The organism is Phytopseudomonas dryadis (assembly GCF_004327355.1).
Lineage (GTDB): Bacteria > Pseudomonadota > Gammaproteobacteria > Pseudomonadales > Pseudomonadaceae > Aquipseudomonas > Aquipseudomonas dryadis.
The window spans coordinates 42,167-61,114 of record NZ_QJUM01000021.1 but is presented as its reverse complement, the minus strand read 5'-3'; the positions used below and the strand labels follow the sequence as shown (position 1 = coordinate 61,114).

Annotated in this window: 18 protein-coding genes; 15 read left to right on the top strand and 3 right to left on the bottom strand. The window is 66.1% G+C overall.

Translation table 11 applies throughout. From position 1 onward, the window contains the following. Positions 1-146 precede the first annotated feature (146 nt). The 3 genes from DNK34_RS17545 (at position 147) to DNK34_RS17535 (ending at position 2,823) form a co-directional block, all read left to right on the top strand. Positions 147-494 carry a NirD/YgiW/YdeI family stress tolerance protein gene (locus DNK34_RS17545; RefSeq protein WP_131175542.1) on the top strand — a complete coding sequence of 116 codons (348 nt, stop codon included), beginning with the start codon at positions 147-149 and terminating at the stop codon, positions 492-494. Between the two features lie 96 nt (positions 495-590). After that, positions 591-1,511: an SdiA-regulated domain-containing protein gene (locus tag DNK34_RS17540; protein WP_131175543.1), complete on the top strand. Its 921-nt coding sequence runs from the start codon at positions 591-593 to the stop codon at positions 1,509-1,511. A 397-nt stretch (positions 1,512-1,908) separates the two neighbouring features. Beyond that, entirely contained in the window at positions 1,909-2,823 is a 915-nt protein-coding gene (locus tag DNK34_RS17535) for an SdiA-regulated domain-containing protein (RefSeq protein WP_131175544.1), read from the top strand. Positions 2,824-2,859: 36 nt separating this feature from the next. Here DNK34_RS17535 and rpiA read toward each other — a convergent pair whose 3' ends face one another. Next, the gene (gene rpiA / locus DNK34_RS17530; protein ID WP_131175545.1) at positions 2,860-3,531 is read right to left on the bottom strand and encodes a ribose-5-phosphate isomerase RpiA; all 672 of its coding nucleotides are present in this window, start codon (positions 3,529-3,531) and stop codon (positions 2,860-2,862) included. A 134-nt stretch (positions 3,532-3,665) separates the two neighbouring features. On the opposite strand from rpiA, the gene ilvA reads away from it, so the two are divergent. Then, a complete protein-coding gene (ilvA, locus tag DNK34_RS17525; RefSeq protein WP_131175546.1) occupies positions 3,666-5,180 on the top strand; it encodes a threonine ammonia-lyase, biosynthetic in 1,515 nt (504 codons plus the stop codon). 218 nt (positions 5,181-5,398) lie between these two features. Continuing rightward, positions 5,399-5,839 carry a DUF2269 family protein gene (locus tag DNK34_RS17520; protein ID WP_131175547.1) on the top strand — a complete coding sequence of 147 codons (441 nt, stop codon included), beginning with the start codon at positions 5,399-5,401 and terminating at the stop codon, positions 5,837-5,839. On the opposite strand, the gene DNK34_RS17515 is transcribed toward DNK34_RS17520, so the two are convergent. After that, positions 5,840-7,045, bottom strand: a complete 1,206-nt coding sequence (locus DNK34_RS17515; RefSeq protein WP_131175548.1) for an MFS transporter — start codon at positions 7,043-7,045, stop codon at positions 5,840-5,842. Positions 7,046-7,201: 156 nt separating this feature from the next. Beyond that, positions 7,202-7,858, bottom strand: a complete 657-nt coding sequence (locus DNK34_RS17510) for a histidinol-phosphatase (RefSeq protein ID WP_131175549.1) — start codon at positions 7,856-7,858, stop codon at positions 7,202-7,204. Positions 7,859-8,022: 164 nt separating this feature from the next. Between DNK34_RS17510 and DNK34_RS17505 the strand changes: the two genes are divergently transcribed. The 10 genes from DNK34_RS17505 to DNK34_RS17460 all read left to right on the top strand — a co-directional run bounded on the left by DNK34_RS17505 (position 8,023) and on the right by DNK34_RS17460 (position 18,912). After that, on the top strand, positions 8,023-8,502 hold the full coding sequence (locus DNK34_RS17505) for an RNA pyrophosphohydrolase (RefSeq protein WP_131175550.1): 480 nt from the start codon (positions 8,023-8,025) through the stop codon (positions 8,500-8,502). A gap of 18 nt (positions 8,503-8,520) precedes the next feature. Beyond that, the gene (gene ptsP / locus DNK34_RS17500) at positions 8,521-10,800 is read left to right on the top strand and encodes a phosphoenolpyruvate--protein phosphotransferase (protein WP_131175551.1); all 2,280 of its coding nucleotides are present in this window, start codon (positions 8,521-8,523) and stop codon (positions 10,798-10,800) included. Between the two features lie 347 nt (positions 10,801-11,147). Continuing rightward, positions 11,148-12,500 carry a flavin-containing monooxygenase gene (locus DNK34_RS17495; protein ID WP_131175552.1) on the top strand — a complete coding sequence of 451 codons (1,353 nt, stop codon included), beginning with the start codon at positions 11,148-11,150 and terminating at the stop codon, positions 12,498-12,500. Further along, the gene (locus DNK34_RS17490) at positions 12,500-12,934 is read left to right on the top strand and encodes a RidA family protein (protein WP_131175553.1); all 435 of its coding nucleotides are present in this window, start codon (positions 12,500-12,502) and stop codon (positions 12,932-12,934) included. Before DNK34_RS17495 ends, DNK34_RS17490 begins: the two co-directional genes overlap by 1 nt. Then, entirely contained in the window at positions 12,931-13,605 is a 675-nt protein-coding gene (locus tag DNK34_RS17485; protein ID WP_131175554.1) for a DUF1028 domain-containing protein, read from the top strand. Before DNK34_RS17490 ends, DNK34_RS17485 begins: the two co-directional genes overlap by 4 nt. A 28-nt stretch (positions 13,606-13,633) precedes the next feature. Further along, complete coding sequence (gene argE / locus DNK34_RS17480; RefSeq protein ID WP_244216329.1) at positions 13,634-14,818, top strand: acetylornithine deacetylase; 1,185 nt, start codon at positions 13,634-13,636, stop codon at positions 14,816-14,818. A 262-nt stretch (positions 14,819-15,080) separates the two neighbouring features. Next, positions 15,081-15,752, top strand: a complete 672-nt coding sequence (locus tag DNK34_RS17475) for a GntR family transcriptional regulator (protein ID WP_131175556.1) — start codon at positions 15,081-15,083, stop codon at positions 15,750-15,752. A gap of 68 nt (positions 15,753-15,820) precedes the next feature. After that, positions 15,821-16,162 (top strand): hypothetical protein, encoded by a 342-nt coding sequence (locus DNK34_RS25750; protein WP_242675173.1) that lies wholly within the window; start codon positions 15,821-15,823, stop codon positions 16,160-16,162. A 16-nt stretch (positions 16,163-16,178) separates the two neighbouring features. Then, positions 16,179-17,267 (top strand): polyamine ABC transporter substrate-binding protein, encoded by a 1,089-nt coding sequence (locus tag DNK34_RS17465; protein WP_131175557.1) that lies wholly within the window; start codon positions 16,179-16,181, stop codon positions 17,265-17,267. Positions 17,268-17,295: 28 nt separating this feature from the next. Further along, positions 17,296-18,912, top strand: a complete 1,617-nt coding sequence (locus tag DNK34_RS17460; protein WP_131175558.1) for a gamma-glutamyltransferase family protein — start codon at positions 17,296-17,298, stop codon at positions 18,910-18,912. Positions 18,913-18,948 lie beyond the last annotated feature (36 nt).

Below are 18,948 nucleotides of genomic sequence, written 5' to 3'. Positions count from 1 at the left end.
AGAGAGCAGGGCGGACCGCGCTTGTGCTCGGCTTGAAGCTTGTGGCTTGTAGCTGCTCTTTAAGCTTGGCTTAAGCCGGCTTTAAGCCTGGCTTCAGCTCCGGGACTTAACCTGACCCCGTCATCTACTGATCAAGGGTCATCTCCATGAAAGCTCCCGCACTCGCACTGCTGCTCGTTCCGCTGTTCTCTTCCGTTGCCATGGCCGCCGGCTATACCGGGCCAGGCCAGGTCGCCCAGGTCACCACTGTCGAGCAGGCGCTGAAAGCCGGCGACGACACCCCGGTGGTATTGCAGGGCCAGATCGTCAAGCGCCTGCAGGACGAGCTCTATGAGTTCAAGGATGCCACCGGTACCATCCACGTCGAAATCGACGACGAAGACTGGCCGCCACACGCCATCTCCGAGAAAGCCACCGTCAAGCTCACCGGTGAAGTCGACAAGGATCTGACCAGCCGCGAAATCGATGTCGATATCGTCGAACTGGTGAAATAAGGCGCGCCGTTGGCGTCCACCCCTGCACTGAATGGCCGCCTCTCGGAAAACCGGGGGGCGGCGTTGTCGTTTTTGCCGATGGATATGTGAAGCACCATGCCTCGTCTGATTTCAATCAAAGGATTATTCCTGCTGTTGATGCTTGCCCTGTTGGCGGCGCTGACCGCCACCAGCCAGCAGTTCCGCCTGTTCGAGCGTGTATGGTTCAACGTCAGCCGGCCTGCCGAGGCTCCATCCCACTCGCTTTGGCTCAACGACTATAGGGTCGTGATCGAGGCGCAGCGCATCGAAGGGCTGGAGGATGACGTCTCGGCGCTGAGCTACGATCCGGATCGCAAGAGCCTGTTCACCGTGACCAACAAGCATCCCAAGCTGATCGAGTTGTCCCTCGACGGCAAGGTGCTGCGCACGATCGAACTGGTCGGTTTCGGTGACCCCGAGGCGGTGGAATATGTGGCGCCCGGGCGTTTCGTGATCGCCGACGAGCGTGCGCAGCGCCTGGTCAAGGTGCGCGTCGACGACGCCACCACGTCGATCGATGCCGCCGATGGTCAGCAGATGTCGCTGGGCCTGGAAATGGGCACCAGGAACAAGGGCTTCGAGGGCCTGGCCTACGACCTGACCGGGCAGCGCCTGTTCGTGGCCAAGGAGCGTGATCCCATGCGGATCTACGAGGTGCACGGTTTTCCCAATCTCGACCCGGCCACGCCGAACCCGGTGCAGATCCGCGATGACCGCAAGCGCGATGCGGGCATCTTCGTGCGCGATCTCTCCAGCCTGCATTACGACAACCGCACCGGCCACTTGCTGGCGTTGTCGGACGAGTCGCGCCTGGTCGTCGAACTGGGCGAGGACGGCAAGCCGATCAGCAGCCTGTCGCTGTTGCAGGGGCAGCAGGGGCTCAAGGCCTCGGTGCCCCAGGCCGAAGGCATCACCATGGATGATCGGGGCGTGCTCTACCTGACCAGCGAGCCCAATCTTTTCTATGTCTTCAGCAAGGACGGCAAAGCGGATTGAGCCTGGCTTCGAGCCCCGTCGTTCACCGCCAGGGGACACCTGGGTGGAGAATACAGGGCAATTGCGCTATGCGCTCGAAGAGCAGAAAACAGCGCTGGAAGGCTGGAAGCTTAACGAAAGCAGCCCGAGCACACAGGAAAACAGAGGTTTCTCGTTCAGCCCTCCAGCCTCCAGCGCTTTTCATCGAGTGTCTTTCACACAATGATGCCATGGCGCGATTGCCCTGGCGGAGAACAGCTACAAGCCGGAGGCTGGGCGTCGTGCCTATGGTATGGTTCGGGCCGCAGGTATGACGCGGCACATGGCGAAGCGAGCTTTTGCTTGCCGCTCGTGGCCTGCAGCTTGCGGCTGCTTCAGTGCGGCCTTGTCGTTTCCGCTGATGGACATGTGAACGGGTATGCGTCGACTGTTTTCCTTCAAGGCATTCCTTGTGCTGTTCGTCCTCGTCGCGGCGTTGCTGCTGGCGCTCTGGGGGCAGGAGTACCGGGTGTTCGAGCGGGCCTGGTTCAATGTGCGGCAACCGGATGAGGCACCGGCCAAGACGCTCTGGCTCGACGATTATCGGGTGGTGCGCGAGGCCCAGGTGATCGAAGGCCTGGACGACGATGTCTCGGCGCTGACCTACGACCCGCTGCGCAAGAGCCTGTTCACCCTCACCAACCAGCATTCGCGGTTGATCGAGCTGTCACTCGAGGGCAAGGTGCTGCGCCAGATCGAACTGGTCGGCTTCGGCGATCCCGAGGCGGTGGAGTACATCGCGCCCGGCCTCTTCGTGATCGCCGACGAGCGCCCGCAGCGCCTGGTCGAGGTGCGTATCGACGACGCCACCACGCGGATCGATGCCGCCGATGGCCAGCAGCTGTCGCTGGGGCTGGAGATGGAAGCCAAGAACAGGGGCTTCGAGGGCCTGGCCTATGACCTGGCCGGCAAGCGCCTGTTCGTGGCCAAGGAGCGTGACCCGCTGCGCATCTACGAAGTGCACGGTTTTCCCCATGTCGAACCGGGTACGCCTTCGGTGATCCGTATCAGCGATGACCGTGAGCGCGATGCCGGGCTTTTCCTGCGCGATCTGTCCAGCCTGCAGTACGACGCGCGCAGCGGGCATCTGCTGGCGCTGTCCGACGACTCACGCCTGCTGGTGGAACTCGATGCCAAGGGCGAAGCGGTCAGCAGTCTGTCGCTGATCGGCGGGCAACAGGGGCTCAAGGAGTCCGTTCCTCAGGCCGAGGGCATCGCCATGGACGAGAATGGCGTGATCTACATGATCAGCGAGCCCAATCTCTTTTACACCTTCAGCAAAAAGGCCGAGTGACTGCTCACTCGGCCTTTTCGGTAACGCCTGCGATATTCAGCGCTGCAGCGTCTTCACGCCCTCGGCAGTGCCCAGCAGCAGCAGGTCGGCCGGGCGGGCGGCGAACAGGCCGTTGGTGACCACGCCGACGATGGCGTTGATGGCGCTTTCCAGTTTCACCGGATCGACGATGGACAGGTTGTGCACGTCGAGGATGACGTTGCCGTTATCGGTCAGCACGCCTTCGCGATACACCGGGTCGCCGCCCAGCTTGACCAGCTCGCGGGCCACATGGCTGCGGGCCATGGGGATCACTTCCACCGGCAGCGGGAAGGCGCCGAGCACCGGGACCAGCTTGCTGCCGTCGGCGATGCAGATGAAGGTGCGCGCCACCGCGGCGACGATCTTCTCGCGGGTCAGGGCCGCGCCACCGCCCTTGATCAGGTGCAGGCGTTCGTCGCTCTCGTCGGCGCCGTCGACGTAGAACTCCAGGTCGCTGACGGTATTCAGTTCATAGACCGGGATGCCGTGCCCCTTGAGGCGTGCGGCAGTGGCTTCGGAACTGGCCACGGCGCCGTCGAACTCCATCTTGTGCCGGGCCAGGGCATCGATGAAGCAGTTGGCCGTGGAGCCGGTGCCGACCCCGATGACGCTCCTGGCGTCGAGCTTGGGGAGGATGAAGTCGACGGCGGCCTGGGCCACGGCTTGTTTGAGCTGATCCTGGGTCATGCGGGTTCCACGAGAGCGAGTGGGGAAGCGGAGCGGCCATTATAGCCGGCAAAACCCCGGAATTCGTATGGTCGCTCGGCAGATCCCTGGGTTAGACTCCAAGGTTCCCCGTGAAGCCGCCTGCGATGCCAGCCATGCTCGAACAGTACGTCAAGAAGACCCTGACCTCCCGTGTCTATGACGTTGCCGTGGAAACCCCGCTGCAACCCGCTCGCCAACTTTCCGAACGCCTGGGCAATCAGATTCTGCTCAAGCGCGAGGATCTGCAGCCGGTCTACTCGTTCAAGATTCGCGGCGCCTACAACAAGCTGGCGCAACTGAGCCCCGAGGAACTGGCCCGGGGTGTGGTCACCGCCTCGGCCGGCAACCATGCCCAGGGCCTGGCCCTGGCGGCCAAGCACATGGGGGTGAAGGCGACCATCGTGATGCCGCGCACCACCCCGGAACTGAAGGTGCAGGGCGTGCGTTCGCGCGGCGGCAAGGTGGTGCTGCATGGCGACGCCTTCCCCGATGCCCTGGCCCACTCGCTGAAGCTGGTGGAGGAGAAGGGGCTGGTGTACATCCACCCTTACGACGATCCGCACGTGATCGCCGGGCAGGGTACCGTGGCCATGGAAATCCTGCGTCAGCACCAGGGCCCGCTGGACGCGATCTTCGTGCCGGTCGGCGGTGGCGGGCTGATCGCCGGTATCGCCGCCTACATCAAATACCTGCGCCCGGAGACCCGGGTCATCGGCGTCGAGCCGGACGATTCCAACTGCCTGCAGCAGGCCCTGGCCGCCGGCGAGCGGGTGGTGCTGCCCCAGGTCGGGCTGTTCGCCGACGGCGTGGCGGTGGCGCAGATCGGCCAGCACACCTTCGATATCTGCAAGCTGTGCGTCGATGAGGTGATCACCGTCAGCACCGACGAGATCTGCGCGGCGATCAAGGACATCTACGACGACACCCGCTCCATCACCGAACCGGCCGGCGCCCTGGCCGTGGCCGGGATCAAGCGGTACGTCGAGCGCGAAGGCGCCACTGGCCAGGTGCTGGTCGGCATCGATTCCGGCGCCAACGTCAACTTCGACCGCCTGCGCCACGTCGCCGAACGCGCCGAACTGGGCGAGAAGCGCGAGGCGATCATCGCCGTCACCATCCCGGAAAAGCCCGGCAGCTTCAGGGCCTTCTGCGAGGCCATCGGCAAGCGCCAGATCACCGAATTCAACTACCGTTATCACAGCGATGGCGAGGCGCATATCTTCGTCGGCGTGCAGACCCATCCGGAAAACGACCCGCGCGGGGCGCTGGTGGAGAACCTGCGTGGCCAGGGCTTCCCGGTGATCGACCTGACCGACAACGAACTGGCCAAGCTGCACGTCCGCCATACCGTGGGCGGCCATGCCGCGGCGGTGCCGGATGAGTGCGTATTCCGTTTCGAGTTCCCGGAACGGCCGGGGGCGCTGTTCAACTTCCTCACCAAGCTCGGTGGGCGCTGGAACATCACCCTGTTCCACTACCGCAACCATGGCGCCGCCGATGGCCGCGTGCTGGCCGCCCTGCAGGTGCCGGAGGACGAGCGCCACTTGCTGGCGCCGGCGCTGGATGCCATCGGCTACCCGTACTGGGACGAGAGCGACAACCCGGCCTATAAACTGTTCCTGGGCTAGTTCTTTCCTGGGTATCGCGTTGCTCAACCCAGGCTACGACTCTGTTTCTCGGCCAGCGGGCTCACCCATATCCCGGGCAGCGCGATAGTTCCGGTATGTTCCCGGGTATCGCTCTGCTCCACCCAGGCTACCTGTCTGTCTGCCGGTAGCCTGGTGTCGAGCGCAGCGATGCCCAGGGCTGCGTTACATCTGTATCCATAAAAATCAAGGAAACCGTGATGGAACATTACCTGCTGCTGAGAATCGCTCACAGCCTACCCGGCATCCTGCTGCTGCTCGGCGTGGCGGCCCATGCCTTCATGCTGTGGAAGGCATGGCGCGGCGGCGATGCGGCGTTGCTGCAACGCAAGCTGCGCCGCACGCGCCGCATCAGCCTGCCGGTGTTCGCCGTGCTGGCCCTGAGCCTGCCGCTCACCGGCTGGTGGATGGTCGAGCTGGCCGGCTGGCCGCTGGGGCTGACCTGGCTGCTGGCCGGCAGCGTGCTCTATGGTGTGATGATGGTGCTGGGCCTGCTGCTGGTCGGCCGCCTGAATGCCTGGCAGGCCCTGGGCGAAACCCCGGCGCCGGTGCGGCTGCTGCGCTTCAGCGCCGCCTATGCCGGGCTGATCGTGCTGCTGTTGCTGGTGATCATGGCGCTGATGGGCGCCAAGCCGGCCTGATCATTTGCGCCCCAGCCAGCTCAGGGCCAGCAGCAGGTAGATCAGCGAGCCGCCCCAATACAGCCAGGCGAAGCCGTCGACCAGCCCGATCAACAGGTAGGCGAGCAGCGGCCCCAGCGCGGCGCCCAGGTCCTGGGCGATCGAGTAACGGGTCATGAAGGCGACGACATTGCCCGCGCTGGCGGCGTCGCTGGCCAGCGCGTCGGTGAGCGTGGTCAGCGCCGTCGCCAGCAGCATCACCAGCAGGGTCACGGCGATCCAGGGCAGCAGGGGCAGGCCGCTGGCCATCGAGCCAAAGCTCAGGGCGGCGCCCAGCAACGTCCAGCCGTAGAGCCGGGAGCGGCCGCCCGGGCCATCGGACCAGGCGCCGAAGCGCCGGCCCAGCCAGGGCTCCCATGACCAGCGCAGCGCCTGCAGGATGCCGGATAGGGCGGTGGCGCTGAGCAGCAGGCCGAAGAGGTCGAGCTGGCTGCCATGGAAGCGTTCGATCAGGGCGCTCAGGGTCGCCGCCAGTACGCCCTGGATCAGCATGGCGATGCAGAAGCCGCTGGCGATCACCCGGTACTTGCCGTTTACCCGCGCGCTATCTCGCGCGGTGCCGGGGCTCTGCGCCGCCGCTAGCTGTCGTTCGCCGTAGCTCGAGGGCAGGTGGAAGTGGCGCAGCAGCAGCGGCACGCCGAGCAGGGCCATGCCGGCGAAGCTCAGGGCCAGCGCCGGCAGGCCGTAGAGCGGCACCAGCAAGCCGCCGAGCAGCATGCCGGCGAGGCTGCCGAGCCGGTAGAGGCCGTTGTACAGGCCCATCGCCTGGCCGCGCGACTGCCCGTTCGTGCAGTAGACCACCGCCGACAGCCCGCCGATACGGAAGAACGACCAGCCGATGCCCCATGCCGCGCGCAGCAGCAGCCAGGCGAAAAAGCCTTTGGCGATGCCGTAGCCGAAGGTCGTGGCGGCGCCGAGCAGGGTGGCCAGCAACAACCCGGTGCGCAGGCTGATGCGCTGGTACAGCCAACCGATCAGCGGGTTGAACGGCAGGCGGATGAAGCGATTGACCGACAGCAGCACGCCAACCTGCCAGAGCGCATCGAGGCCGACTTCGCGCCAGTAGACCGGCAGAGCGATATACAGCATGGAGTCGCCGGCCAGGCACAGGGCGGTGGCCAGTGCGACCACCACGAGCGGCCGCGAAGTGCGTTGATCGAGGGACATGCTGCTCCTTGCGCGCGTGTGGGCGGTGTCCCGGACAGGCTGACCGCGCGGTGTACTTCCTGCATCGACCGAAACGGCAATGCGCCTCGCGGCGAACCCCGGCTGCCGCCCGGCACCTGGCGACTCGGGGCGGGCGCCCCGCAGCCGCGCCGTGCTTCAGTCGCGCAGGGAAATGATCGACCAGCCGCGTTTCCCGGCCTCCGCGCGCAGGCTCGGGTCGGGATCGACCGCCACCGGCTGGGTGACCCGCTCCAGCAGCGGCAGGTCGTTGATCGAGTCGCTGTAGAAGCTGCTGCCTTCCAGGCTCAGGCCCTGCTCGCCGAGCCAGCGCTCGAGCCGGGTGACCTTGCCTTCCTTGAAGCAGGGCACATCGGTGGTGCGCCCGGTATAGCGGCCGCCCGCCATCTCGCACTCGGTGGCCAGCAGGCTGTCCACGCCCAGGCGCGCGGCGATCGGCGCGGTGACGAAGCGGTTGGTGGCGGTGATGATGACCAGCTTGTCGCCCGCGGCCCGGTGCCGTTCGAGCAGGGCCAGGCCCTTGGGCAGGATGATCGGCTCGATGCACTCGGCCATGAACTGCTCATGCCAGGCCTGCAGTTGCGCCATCTCGGTACGGCCGAGAATCTCCAGGCTGAAATTGAGGTAGTCGGCGATGTTCAGGCGCCCGGCCAGGTAGTCCTGGTAGAAGGCGTCGTTGCGGGCCTTGTAGGTCGCGCCGTCGAGGATACCGCGCGCGCACAGCCAGTCGCCCCAGGCATGGTCGCTGTCGCCGCCGAGCAGGGTATTGTCGAGATCGAATAGAGCCAAGCGCACGTCGCCACCTTTATATGCACGAATAACGGGAGGGCGCCAGGATAGCGGCTTTGCCCGCCCGGGGAAAACCGCGCGTGCCGGGGCGTTGCGCCGCTCGGTCGCGTTGCCGCTGTCCCGGGCTTTGTGGAACAATGCCGGAACATGCGTTTACGAGGTTGTGCGCCGTGATCGATCCTGATGGCTTTCGCCCCAATGTCGGCATCATTCTGACCAATGATGTCGGCCAGGTGCTCTGGGCGCGTCGAATTAACCAGGATGCCTGGCAGTTTCCGCAAGGCGGCATCAACGACCGTGAATCGCCCGAAGAAGCGTTGTACCGCGAGCTGAACGAAGAAGTGGGCCTCGAGCAGCAGGACGTGAAAATTCTCGCCTGTACCCGGGGGTGGTTGAGGTATCGTCTGCCTCAGCGTCTGGTGCGTACCCACAGCCAGCCGCTGTGCATCGGTCAGAAACAGAAGTGGTTCCTGCTGCGCCTGACGTCGGACGAACAGCGGGTGCGCATGGATCTCACCGGCAAGCCCGAGTTCGACGGCTGGCGCTGGGTCAGTTACTGGTATCCGCTGGGACAGGTGGTCACATTCAAGCGCGAGGTCTATCGTCGCGCCCTCAAGGAACTCGCTCCGCGCCTGCTGGCCCGGGACTGAACAGACTAGAGTCGAGCCATGCTCAATACGCTGCGCAAGATCGTCCAGGAAGTGAATGCCGCCAAGGATCTGAAGGCGGCGTTGGGCATCATCGTGCAGCGGGTCAAGGAGACCATGGGCACCCAGGTGTGTTCGGTCTACCTGCTCGACCCGGAGAGCAGCCGCTTCGTGCTGATGGCCACCGACGGCCTCAACAAGCGCTCCATCGGCAAGGTCAGCATGGCGCCCAACGAGGGCCTGGTCGGCCTGGTCGGCACCCGCGAGGAGCCGCTCAACCTGGAGAACGCCTCCCAGCACCCCCGCTATCGCTACTTCGCCGAGACCGGCGAGGAGCGCTACGCCTCCTTCCTCGGCTCGCCGATCATCCACCACCGCCGGGTGATGGGCGTGCTGGTGGTGCAGCAGAAGGAGCGCCGCCAGTTCGACGAGGGCGAGGAGGCGTTCCTGGTGACCATGAGCGCGCAGCTCGCCGGGGTCATCGCCCATGCCGAAGCCACCGGCTCGATCCGCGGCCTGGGCAAGCAGGGCAAGGGCATCCAGGAAGCCAAGTTCGTCGGCGTGCCGGGATCGCCCGGCGCGGCCGTCGGCACCGCGGTGGTGGTGCTGCCGCCGGCCGATCTGGAGGTGGTGCCGGACAAGCTCGTCGATGACGTCGATGCCGAGCTGGAGCTGTTCAACGATGCCCTCGAAGGTGTGCGCAGCGACATGCGCAACCTGTCGGCGAGGATGGCCACGCAGTTGCGCCCGGAAGAACGCGCGCTGTTCGACGTCTACCTGATGATGCTCGAAGACGCCGCCCTGGGTAACGAAGTGGTCAAGGTGATCAGGACCGGGCAGTGGGCCCAGGGCGCGTTGCGCCAGGTGATCGGCGAACACATCAACCGCTTCGAACTGATGGACGACGCCTACCTGCGCGAGCGCGCCTCCGACGTCAAGGATCTGGGACGGCGCCTGCTCGCCTACCTGCAGCAGGCGCGGCAGCAGACCCTGGTCTACCCGGACAACTGCATTCTGGTCGCCGAGGAACTGTCGCCGGCCATGCTCGGCGAAGTGCCGGAAGGCAAGCTGGTCGGCCTGGTCTCCGTGCAGGGCTCGGGCAACTCCCACGTGGCGATCTTCGCCCGCGCCATGGGCATTCCCACGGTGATGGGCGCGGTCGAGCTGCCGTACTCGAAGATCGACGGCATCCAGTTGATCGTCGACGGTTACCACGGCGAGGTCTTCACCAACCCCAGCGAGATCCTGCGCAAGCAGTATTCCGACGTGGTCGAGGAAGACCGCCAACTGACCAGGGGCCTCGATGCCCTGCGCGCGCTGCCGTGCGAGACCCTGGACGGCCATCACATGCCGCTGTGGGTCAATACCGGCCTGCTCGCCGACGTGGTGCGGGCGCAGGAGCGCGGCGCCGAAGGCGTGGGCCTGTACCGCACCGAAGTGCCGTTCATGATCAAGGACCGCTTCCCCAGCGAGAAGGAACAGCTGGCGATCTACCGGGAACAGCTGGCGGCCTTCCATCCGCTACCGGTGACCATGCGCAGCCTGGACATCGGCGGCGACAAGTCGCTGAGCTACTTCCCGATCAAGGAGGACAACCCCTTCCTCGGCTGGCGCGGCATCCGCGTGACCCTCGATCACCCGGAAATCTTCCTGGTGCAGGTGCGGGCCATGCTCAAGGCCAGCGAGGGCCTGGACAACCTGCGCATCCTGCTGCCGATGATTTCCGGGATCCAGGAGCTGGAAGAGTCGCTGCACCTGATCCATCGCGCCTGGGGCGAGGTGCGTGACGAAGGCACCGACGTGCCCTTGCCGCCGATCGGCGTGATGGTCGAGATTCCCGCCGCGGTCTACCAGACCCGCGACCTGGCGCGCCAGGTGGATTTCCTCTCGGTCGGCTCCAACGACCTGACCCAGTACCTGCTGGCGGTGGATCGCAACAACCCGCGGGTCGCCGATCTCTATGACTTCTTCCACCCGGCGGTGCTGCAGGCGCTGCGCAAGGTGGTCGACGATGCCCACGCCGAGGGCAAGCCGGTGAGCATCTGCGGGGAAATGGCCGGCGATCCCACGGCGGCGGTGCTGCTGATGGCCATGGGCTTCGACAGCCTGTCGATGAACGCCACCAACCTGCCCAAGGTCAAGTGGCTGCTGCGCCAGGTCAGCCTGGGCAAGGCCCGGGAGCTGCTGGCCCAGGTGATGAGCATCGACAACCCGCAGGTTATCCACAGCACCCTGCAACTGGCGCTGCGCAACCTGGGGCTGGGTCGCATGATCAATCCGGCCTCGGAGATTCAGGCCTAGGCGACGTTCGTCGCCGCTCATCGAGCGGCGGCGACAAGGCGAAAGCGGCCTTCGGCCTTCGATCAAAAACGCTCGAGGCTGGAACGCTGGACGAAAGAGCCTATGCGGTTTGCTTGTCGTTCAGCTTCCAGCCTCCAGCGCTCCTGCCGGCCGTCCGCTCCCTCTCCCTGATTCGTGCCGACATCGCCCCGCCAAGGCGTTCTGCCAGGCGGACAGCTTTTTCCTAGCCAGCGACTACAAAAATCATAATTTCGCCAATCCCTGTCTCTGCACAGAATGCGTTCGACATCCGCCGCCATCGCTGCGTCTGCGGAAACCGCCATGATCAGAATCAGAGCAGGCACGTCATGACCAACCTGAATCAAACCGCGTTTCAGACGCACACCGACAAGACCGTCGACACGCTGGAAACGGATACGCTGGTGGTCGGTGCCGGCCAGGCCGGCGTGGCCATGAGCGAGCACCTGAGCAAGCTCGGCGTGCCGCACCTGGTTCTCGAGCGCAAGCGTATCGCCGAAGCCTGGCGCACGGATCGCTGGGACTCGCTGGTGGCCAATGGGCCGGCCTGGCACGATCGTTTCCCGGGCCTGGCGTTCGACGATCTCGAGCCCGATGCCTTCCCCTCGAAAGAGCGCATAGCGGCCTACTTCGAAGCCTATGCCAAGCAGTTCGACGCCCCGATCCGCACCGGCGTGAACGTGAATAAGGTAGTGCGCAATGCGCAGGGCCCGGGCTTCACCGTGGAAACCTCCGAGGGGGTGATCCGGGCCAACCGCGTGGTGGCCGCCACCGGGCCGTTCCAGCAGCCGGTCATCCCGCCGATCGCGCCCGAGGACGAGCGGCTCACCCAACTGCACTCCGCCGCCTACCGCAATCCGCAGCAACTGCCCGAGGGGGCGGTGCTGGTGGTGGGCGCCGGCTCGTCGGGGGTGCAGATCGCCGATGAGCTGCAGCGCGCCGGCAAGCAGGTCTATCTGTCGGTCGGCCCCCATGACCGGCCGCCGCGGGCCTACCGCAATCGCGACTTCGTCTGGTGGCTGGGCGTGCTCGGCGAATGGGACGCGGAGGCCGCCAGGCCGGGCAAGGAGCACGTCACCATCGCCGTCAGCGGCGCCCGTGGCGGGCATACCGTGGACTTCCGCGGCCTGGCCCACCAGGGCATCACGCTGGTCGGCCTGACCCAGGCGTTCCATGACGGCGTGGCGACCTTCCAGGCCGACCTTGCCGACAACCTGGCGCGCGGCGACGAGAACTACCTGTCGCTGCTCGATGCCGCCGACGCCTACATTGCCCGCAATGCTCTCGACCTCCCGCCAGAGCCTGAAGCCCGCGCCACCTATCCGGATCCGCAGTGCGTGACCCAGCCCATTCTCGAGCTCGATCTGGCCGCGGCCGGCGTGACCACGATCATCTGGGCAACCGGCTATTCGGTGGATTTCAGCTGGCTGCAGGTCGACGCCTTCGACGCCAAGGGCAAGCCGCGGCATCAGCGCGGCGTCTCCAGCGAGCCGGGCGTGTATTTCCTCGGCCTGCCGTGGCTGTCGCGGCGCGGTTCCACGTTCATCTGGGGCGTCTGGCACGATGCCAGGCACATCGCCGACCACATCGCCACGCAGCGCAAGTACCTCGCCTATCGCGATGCCGCGCAGCGCCAGGTGGACCGCGACGACGCGCCCGCCCAGACCGCAGGAGTACGTTGATGCCTACCCACACCCGCATTCGCATGTTCAACACCAAGGACACCTACCCCAACCAGACCCTGGACAACGACCTGTGCCAGGCCGTGCGCGCCGGCAACACCGTCTATGTGCGCGGCCAGGTCGGTACCGATTTCGCGGGCAACCTGGTCGGCCTTGGCGACCCGCGCGCGCAGACCGAGCAGGCGATGAAGAACCTCAAGCAACTGCTCGAGGAGGCCGGCAGCGACCTGTCGCATATCGTCAAGACCACCACCTACCTGACCGACCCGCGCTACCGCGAGCCGGTGTACCGGGAAGTCGGCAAATGGCTCCAGGGCGTGTTCCCCATCTCCACCGGCCTGGTGGTGTCCGCCCTGGGCCAGCCGCAGTGGCTGATGGAGATCGATGTGATCGCGGTGATTCCCGATGGCTGGCACGCCAAGGAGCCTGCATGACCTTTTCCATCGTCGCCCGCTGTGCGGAAACCGGCCATCTCGGCATCGCCATCAGCTCCTCGAGCATCGCCGTCGGCGCCCGCTGCCCCTGGCTGCGCGCGGGGGTCGGCGCGGTATCGACGCAGAACATCACCCTGCCGGCCCTGGGGCCGCAGATCCTCGACCTGCTGGAAGCCGGCGAGAGCCCGGCGGCGGCGCTGGGCAAGGCGCTGGGCAGCAACGGCTATGGCCAGTATCGCCAGGTGACGGTGATCGACAGCCATGGCCTGAGCGCCCACTTCACCGGCAGCGAGGCGCTCGGTATCCACCATGCGCGGGCTGGCGAGCAGTGCGTGGCGGCCGGCAACCTGCTGACCGCGCCTGCGGTGATCGAGGCCATGGTCGAGGCCTTCGAGCAGGCCGACGGCGGCCTGCCGGATCGCCTGCTGGCGGCCATGCACGCGGCCATGGCCGCCGGTGGCGAAGCAGGGCCGGTGCATTCGGCGGCGCTATCGGTGGTGGGCGATCTGATCTGGCCGGTGATCGACCTGCGCATCGATTGGGCCGAGGAGAACCCCATCGGCGAACTGGACAAGCTCTGGCGCGCCTACCAGCCGCAACTGCACGACTATATCGTGCGCGCCCTCGATCCGACCCAGGCGCCCAGCTACGGTGTGCCGGGGGATGAATGAACACGAGCCGCAAGCCGCAAGCGACAGGCTGCAAGACCAGGCCGCTTGCTCTGCTGGCTGCACGCGTGAAACTCGCCGCTTGCTGGCCGACCTGATCGCCTTCGACACCACCAGCCGCGAATCGAACCTGGCGTTGATCGACTACGTGCGCGACTACCTGGCCGGGCTGGGGGTCGCCAGCGAGACGCTCTTCAATGCCGGGCGCAGCAAGGCCAACCTGCATGCCCGCCTTGGCCCGACCGGGCCGGGCGGGGTGATGCTGTCCGGGCACAGCGACGTGGTGCCGGTCGATGGTCAGCCCTGGACGCTGCCGGCGTTCCGGCTCAGCGAGCGCGACGGCCGGCTCTATGGGCGTGGCACGGCCGATATGAAGGGTTTCATCGCCTGCGTGCTGGCCAGCCTGCCGCGCTTTCTCGAACGCCCGCTACGCCTGCCGCTGCATATCGCCATTTCCTATGACGAGGAGGTGGGTTGCCTGGGGGTGCGCAGCCTGATCGAACAGTTGCGCGCCAGCCCCGAGCGGCCGGCCATCTGCCTGATCGGCGAACCGACGCACATGCGCCCGGTGCTCGGCCACAAGGGCAAACTGGCGATGCGCTGCGAGGTGCATGGCGCGGCCTGCCACTCGGCCTACGCGCTGCTGGGGGTGAATGCCATCGAATACGCGGCGAAGCTGATCGGCCGCCTTGGTGAACTCGGCACGCAACTGGCCGCGCCCGAGCGCCACGACCCCCGCTTCGAGCCACCTTATTCCACCGTGCAGACCGGACTGATCCAGGGCGGCCGGGCATTGAACATCGTGCCCGCCGAATGCTGCTTCGACTTCGAGATGCGTGCGCTGCCCGCCGATGACCCGCAACAGGTCGCCGCCGCACTGCGCGATTACGCCGAGCGCGAACTGTTGCCGCGCATGCGCGCCGTCAGCGCGGACAGCGATATCCGCTTCAGCGAGCTGTCCAGCTACCCCGGCCTGCTCACCGACCCCGCCAGCGAGGCTGCGCGCCTGCTGGCGCTGCTGTGCGGGCGCGAGGATTTCACCACCGTGGCCTTCGGCACCGAGGGCGGGCTGTTCGACGAGGCCGGCATCGCCACCGTGATCTGCGGCCCCGGCAGCATGGAGCAGGGCCACAAGCCCGACGAGTACGTCAGTCTCGAGCAGCTCGCGCAATGCGATGCGCAATTGTTAAGACTGGCGCAGTGGATGCAGGGCTGAGTCTCGAGTCGTAACGGGGCTCGCTCGGTTCCGCCAGCGCGTGAGGACGCGCAGCGGCATGCGGTCGCATTCTCATCCTGTGGTTTTTTGCCTCGTCGACTGCCCTGGAAGGGGGCTTGGTAACGCTTTTGGTGCGTCAGTCGCCTTGTCGTCACTTCGACAGAATAATTTCTTCTATGAAAACAAGGAGCTGACGTTTCAGGCATGAGTTCTGCATTTGGATTATTGTGTTTTTGGATCCAGAAATTCAGGAATCCTCCCCATGCTTTTCGCCATCACCCACAACACCCAGCCCGCCCTGTCGGCCGAGGACGAGGCTTACCTGCATCTGCTCGACGCCATCTGTCAGGGGCGTTACCGAACCGGCGACCGGCTGATCGCCGAAGACATCGCCAACGAGCTGGAGATGAGCCGCATGCCGATTCGCGGGGCCTTCAAGCGCCTGGCGGCAGAAGGGCTGGTGACGCTGCGGCCCAACCGAGGTGCCGTCGTCAGCGGCCTCGACCGCGACCAGATGCGCGAAGTCTTCGAGATGCGCAGCGCCCTCGAGGGCCTGGCGATCCGGGTCGCCACGCCCAAGGTCAACGCGCGGCACCTGGCGCGCCTGGAGCGTCTGCTCGACGAGATGGACGACTGCCGCGACGACAGCTCGGAGTGGGTGGTGCGCCACCGCATCTTCCACGAATACCTCTGCAGCCTCGGCGAGCGCCCGCGGCTGATGCGCCAGATCAGCGCGCTCCACGCGATGATCGAGCCGTACATGCGGCTCTGGCTCAAGCACGTCGACAAGCCCCTGGGCGCTCGCGAAGAACACCTGGAGATCCTCGACGCCCTGCGCCTGGGCGATGCCCGGCATGCCGAGCGAATCGTCTGCGAGCATATCGAGGGCACCGTGCCCGATCTGCTCGAGTTCCTGGAACAGGCGGGTGCCTAAGGCTCGTCTTTCCGTATGCCTGGCGCCATTTTCGCACTGCCCGTCCCCAAAGCGTCCCGGAGTCGAACATGTTTGAACGCCCCCTTGCCCCATCCGCGACGACACTTTCCCCGACCGCGGGCATGACCGGCCTGATCCAGGCCGAGGTTCTGCTTCCTGAGCGCTTGAAGGCTGCGGACAAGGTCGTCTGTTGCGGTGCAACGGACTCGCCATCTCCGGGCCTTGTCGATGAAAACCGGAAGCCGGCGGCTATCACCGTTGCGCTGGGCGGCGAGCTCGCCAGGCGTCTCGGCGGCAAGCGCGTGGCGCCGCTGCAGCAGGGCGAGCTGATCGAGCCGGGGCTTGCGGTCCAGGTATCCGGCAATCCCCATCACCCGCGCACGCGGGAACTTCTCAGTCGTGTTCTCTGACCCACAAGGATCGACCATGAACAAGCCAATGCTGTTAGCCAGTCTGAGTCTCGTCGCTTGCACCTTTGCCCAGGCCGCCGACAAAACGGTGCATTTCTACAACTGGTCCGACTACATGGGGCCGGACACGCTGAAGAGCTTCGAGAAGGAAACCGGCACCGCCGTCCAGTATGATGTCTTCGAAACCAATGAGATGCTCGAGGCCAAGCTGCTCTCGGGGCACTCCGGTTACGACCTCGTGGTGCCCTCCAGCCAGTTTCTCACCAAGCAGATCCGCGCCGGTGTCTACCAGCCGCTCGATCGCAGCAAGCTGAGTAACTGGCAGCACCTCGACCCGCTCCTGATGCAGCGCCTGGAGGCCGCCGATCCGGGTAACCGGTATGCAGTGCCGTACATGTGGGGCACCGTCGGCATCGGCTACAACTACGCCCAGGTCAAGGCCGCGCTGGGCAACAGCGCGCCGCTGGACTCCTGGGATCTGGTGTTCAAACCGGAGAACCTGGCCAAGCTCAGCGGTTGCGGCGTGGCGTTTCTCGATGCTCCAGTGAAGATCATCCCGCAGGCGATGCACTACCTCGGCCTCGATCCCAACAGCAGCGACCCCGATGACTACGCCAAGGCCTCAGCGTTGTTGCAGAAGCTGGCGCCCTCGGTGACCTACTTCCACTCATCGCGCTACACCACCGATCTGGCCAACGGCGACGTGTGCGTGGCCATCGGCTATTCCGGCGACGTGATGCAGGCCCAGAGCCGCGCCAAGGAGGCCGGCAAGAACATCGACATCCGCTACCTGATCCCCAAGGAAGGCGCCAACCTCTGGTTCGACATGCTCGCCATCCCGCGCGATGCCCGCAACGCCGATGGCGCCCACGCGCTGATCAACTACCTGCTGCGCCCGGAGGTGATCGCCCCGGTCAGCGACTACGTGGGCTATGCCAACCCCAACAAGGATGCCACGGTCCTGCTGGAGCCTGGCGTGCGCGATAATCCCGGCATTTACCCGGCTGACGAGGTGATCGCAAGGATGTACGTCTCCGCCGACCTGCCGCCGAACATCCAGCGCATCATCACCCGTGAATGGACACGCATCAAAAGTGGCCGCTAGGGTCTAATGTCCTGCTCGAGTAATGCCCATGCTTGATTTTTCTGCCCACGTATACCCCTATGCCTCACAGCGCCAGAGCGTGTTCGCCCGCAACGGCATGGTCGCCGCCTCGCAACCGCTGGCGGCCGAGGCCGGTATCGCCATGTTGCGCCGTGGCGGTAATGCCATCGACGCCGCCATCGCCACCGCGGCTGCGCTGACGGTGGTCGAGCCCACCGGCTGCGCCATCGGCGGCGACGCCTTCGCCCTGGTCTGGATCAGGGATCGGCTGTACGGTCTGGATGCCAGCGGCCATGCCCCGGCAGCCTTGTCGAGCGAGGTGGTGCAGGCCGCCGGCCACGAACGTATCCCGGTGCACGGCTGGCTGCCGGTCACCGTGCCGGGCTGCCCTTCGGCCTGGGCCGAGCTGTCGCGGCGCTTCGGCAAGCTGCCGTTCGCCGAGTTGCTGCAACCGGCCATCGAACTGGCCCGGGACGGCTTCCCGGTGTCGCCGGTGGTCGCCCACCAGTGGCGTATCGCCCTGGAGGAATACCAGGCCAGCCGCGAGCGCCTCCCCGAGCTGCAGGCCTGGTTCGACACCTACCTGATCGACGGCCAGGCGCCGCGCGCCGGGCAGCTGTTCCGCAACCCGGCGCAGGCGCAGACCCTGGTCGAACTGGCCGCCAGCCAGTGCGAGAGCTTCTATCGCGGCGCCCTTGCCGAGCGCCTGGCCAGCCACGCCGCCGCCAGCGGCGGCATGCTGACGGCGGCCGACCTGGCCGGCTACCTGCCGCGCTGGGTCGAGCCGATCAAGGCCAGCTACCGGGGTTACGACGTCTGGGAGATTCCGCCCAGCGGCCAGGGCCTGATCGCCCTGATGACCCTGAAGATCCTCGAAGGCTTCGATTTCGACCACCGCGACAGCCGCCAGACCTGGCACCGCCAGATCGAGGCGATGAAGCTGGCCTACGCCGACGGCCTGCACTACATCACCGACCCCGAGCACATGCGCGTGGCCGCCGAGGAACTGCTCGCCGACGGCTACTGCGCCCGGCGCCGCGCGCTGATCGGCGAACGCGCGCGCGAACCGCTGCATGGCGACCCGCACGCCAGCGGCACGGTGTACATCGCCGCCGCCGACGGCGAGGGCAACATGGTCTCGTTCATCCAGAGCGCCTATCACGGCTTCGGCTCCGGCGTGGTGCTGCCCGACAGTGGCATCGCCCTGCAGAACCGCGGCTGTGAGTTCAGCCTGGATCCGAACCACGCGAACTATCTGGTTCCCGGCAAGAAGACCTTCCATACCATCATTCCCGGTTTCCTCAGCAAGGATGGCGTGGCGGTCGGTCCGTTCGGCGTCATGGGCGGCTACATGCAGCCGCAGGGGCACGTGCAGATGGTGATGAACCTGATCGACTTCGGCCTCAACCCCCAGGCCGCGCTGGACGCCCCGCGCTGGCAGTGGCTGGGCGGGCAGAAGGTGGGCATCGAACAGGGCGCCTCGCGCGACCTCGCCTTCGCCCTGGCCCGCCACGGCCACCAGGTCGAGGTGGCCTGCGACCTCACCGACTACGGGCGCGGGCAGATCATCGTGCGCGACCCGCAGAGCGGCGTGTTGTGCGGTGGCACCGAGCCGAGGGCCGACTCGCATATCGCCGTCTGCTGACGGTCGTGCGGACGGCTTCGTAGCCGGGATCAGGCG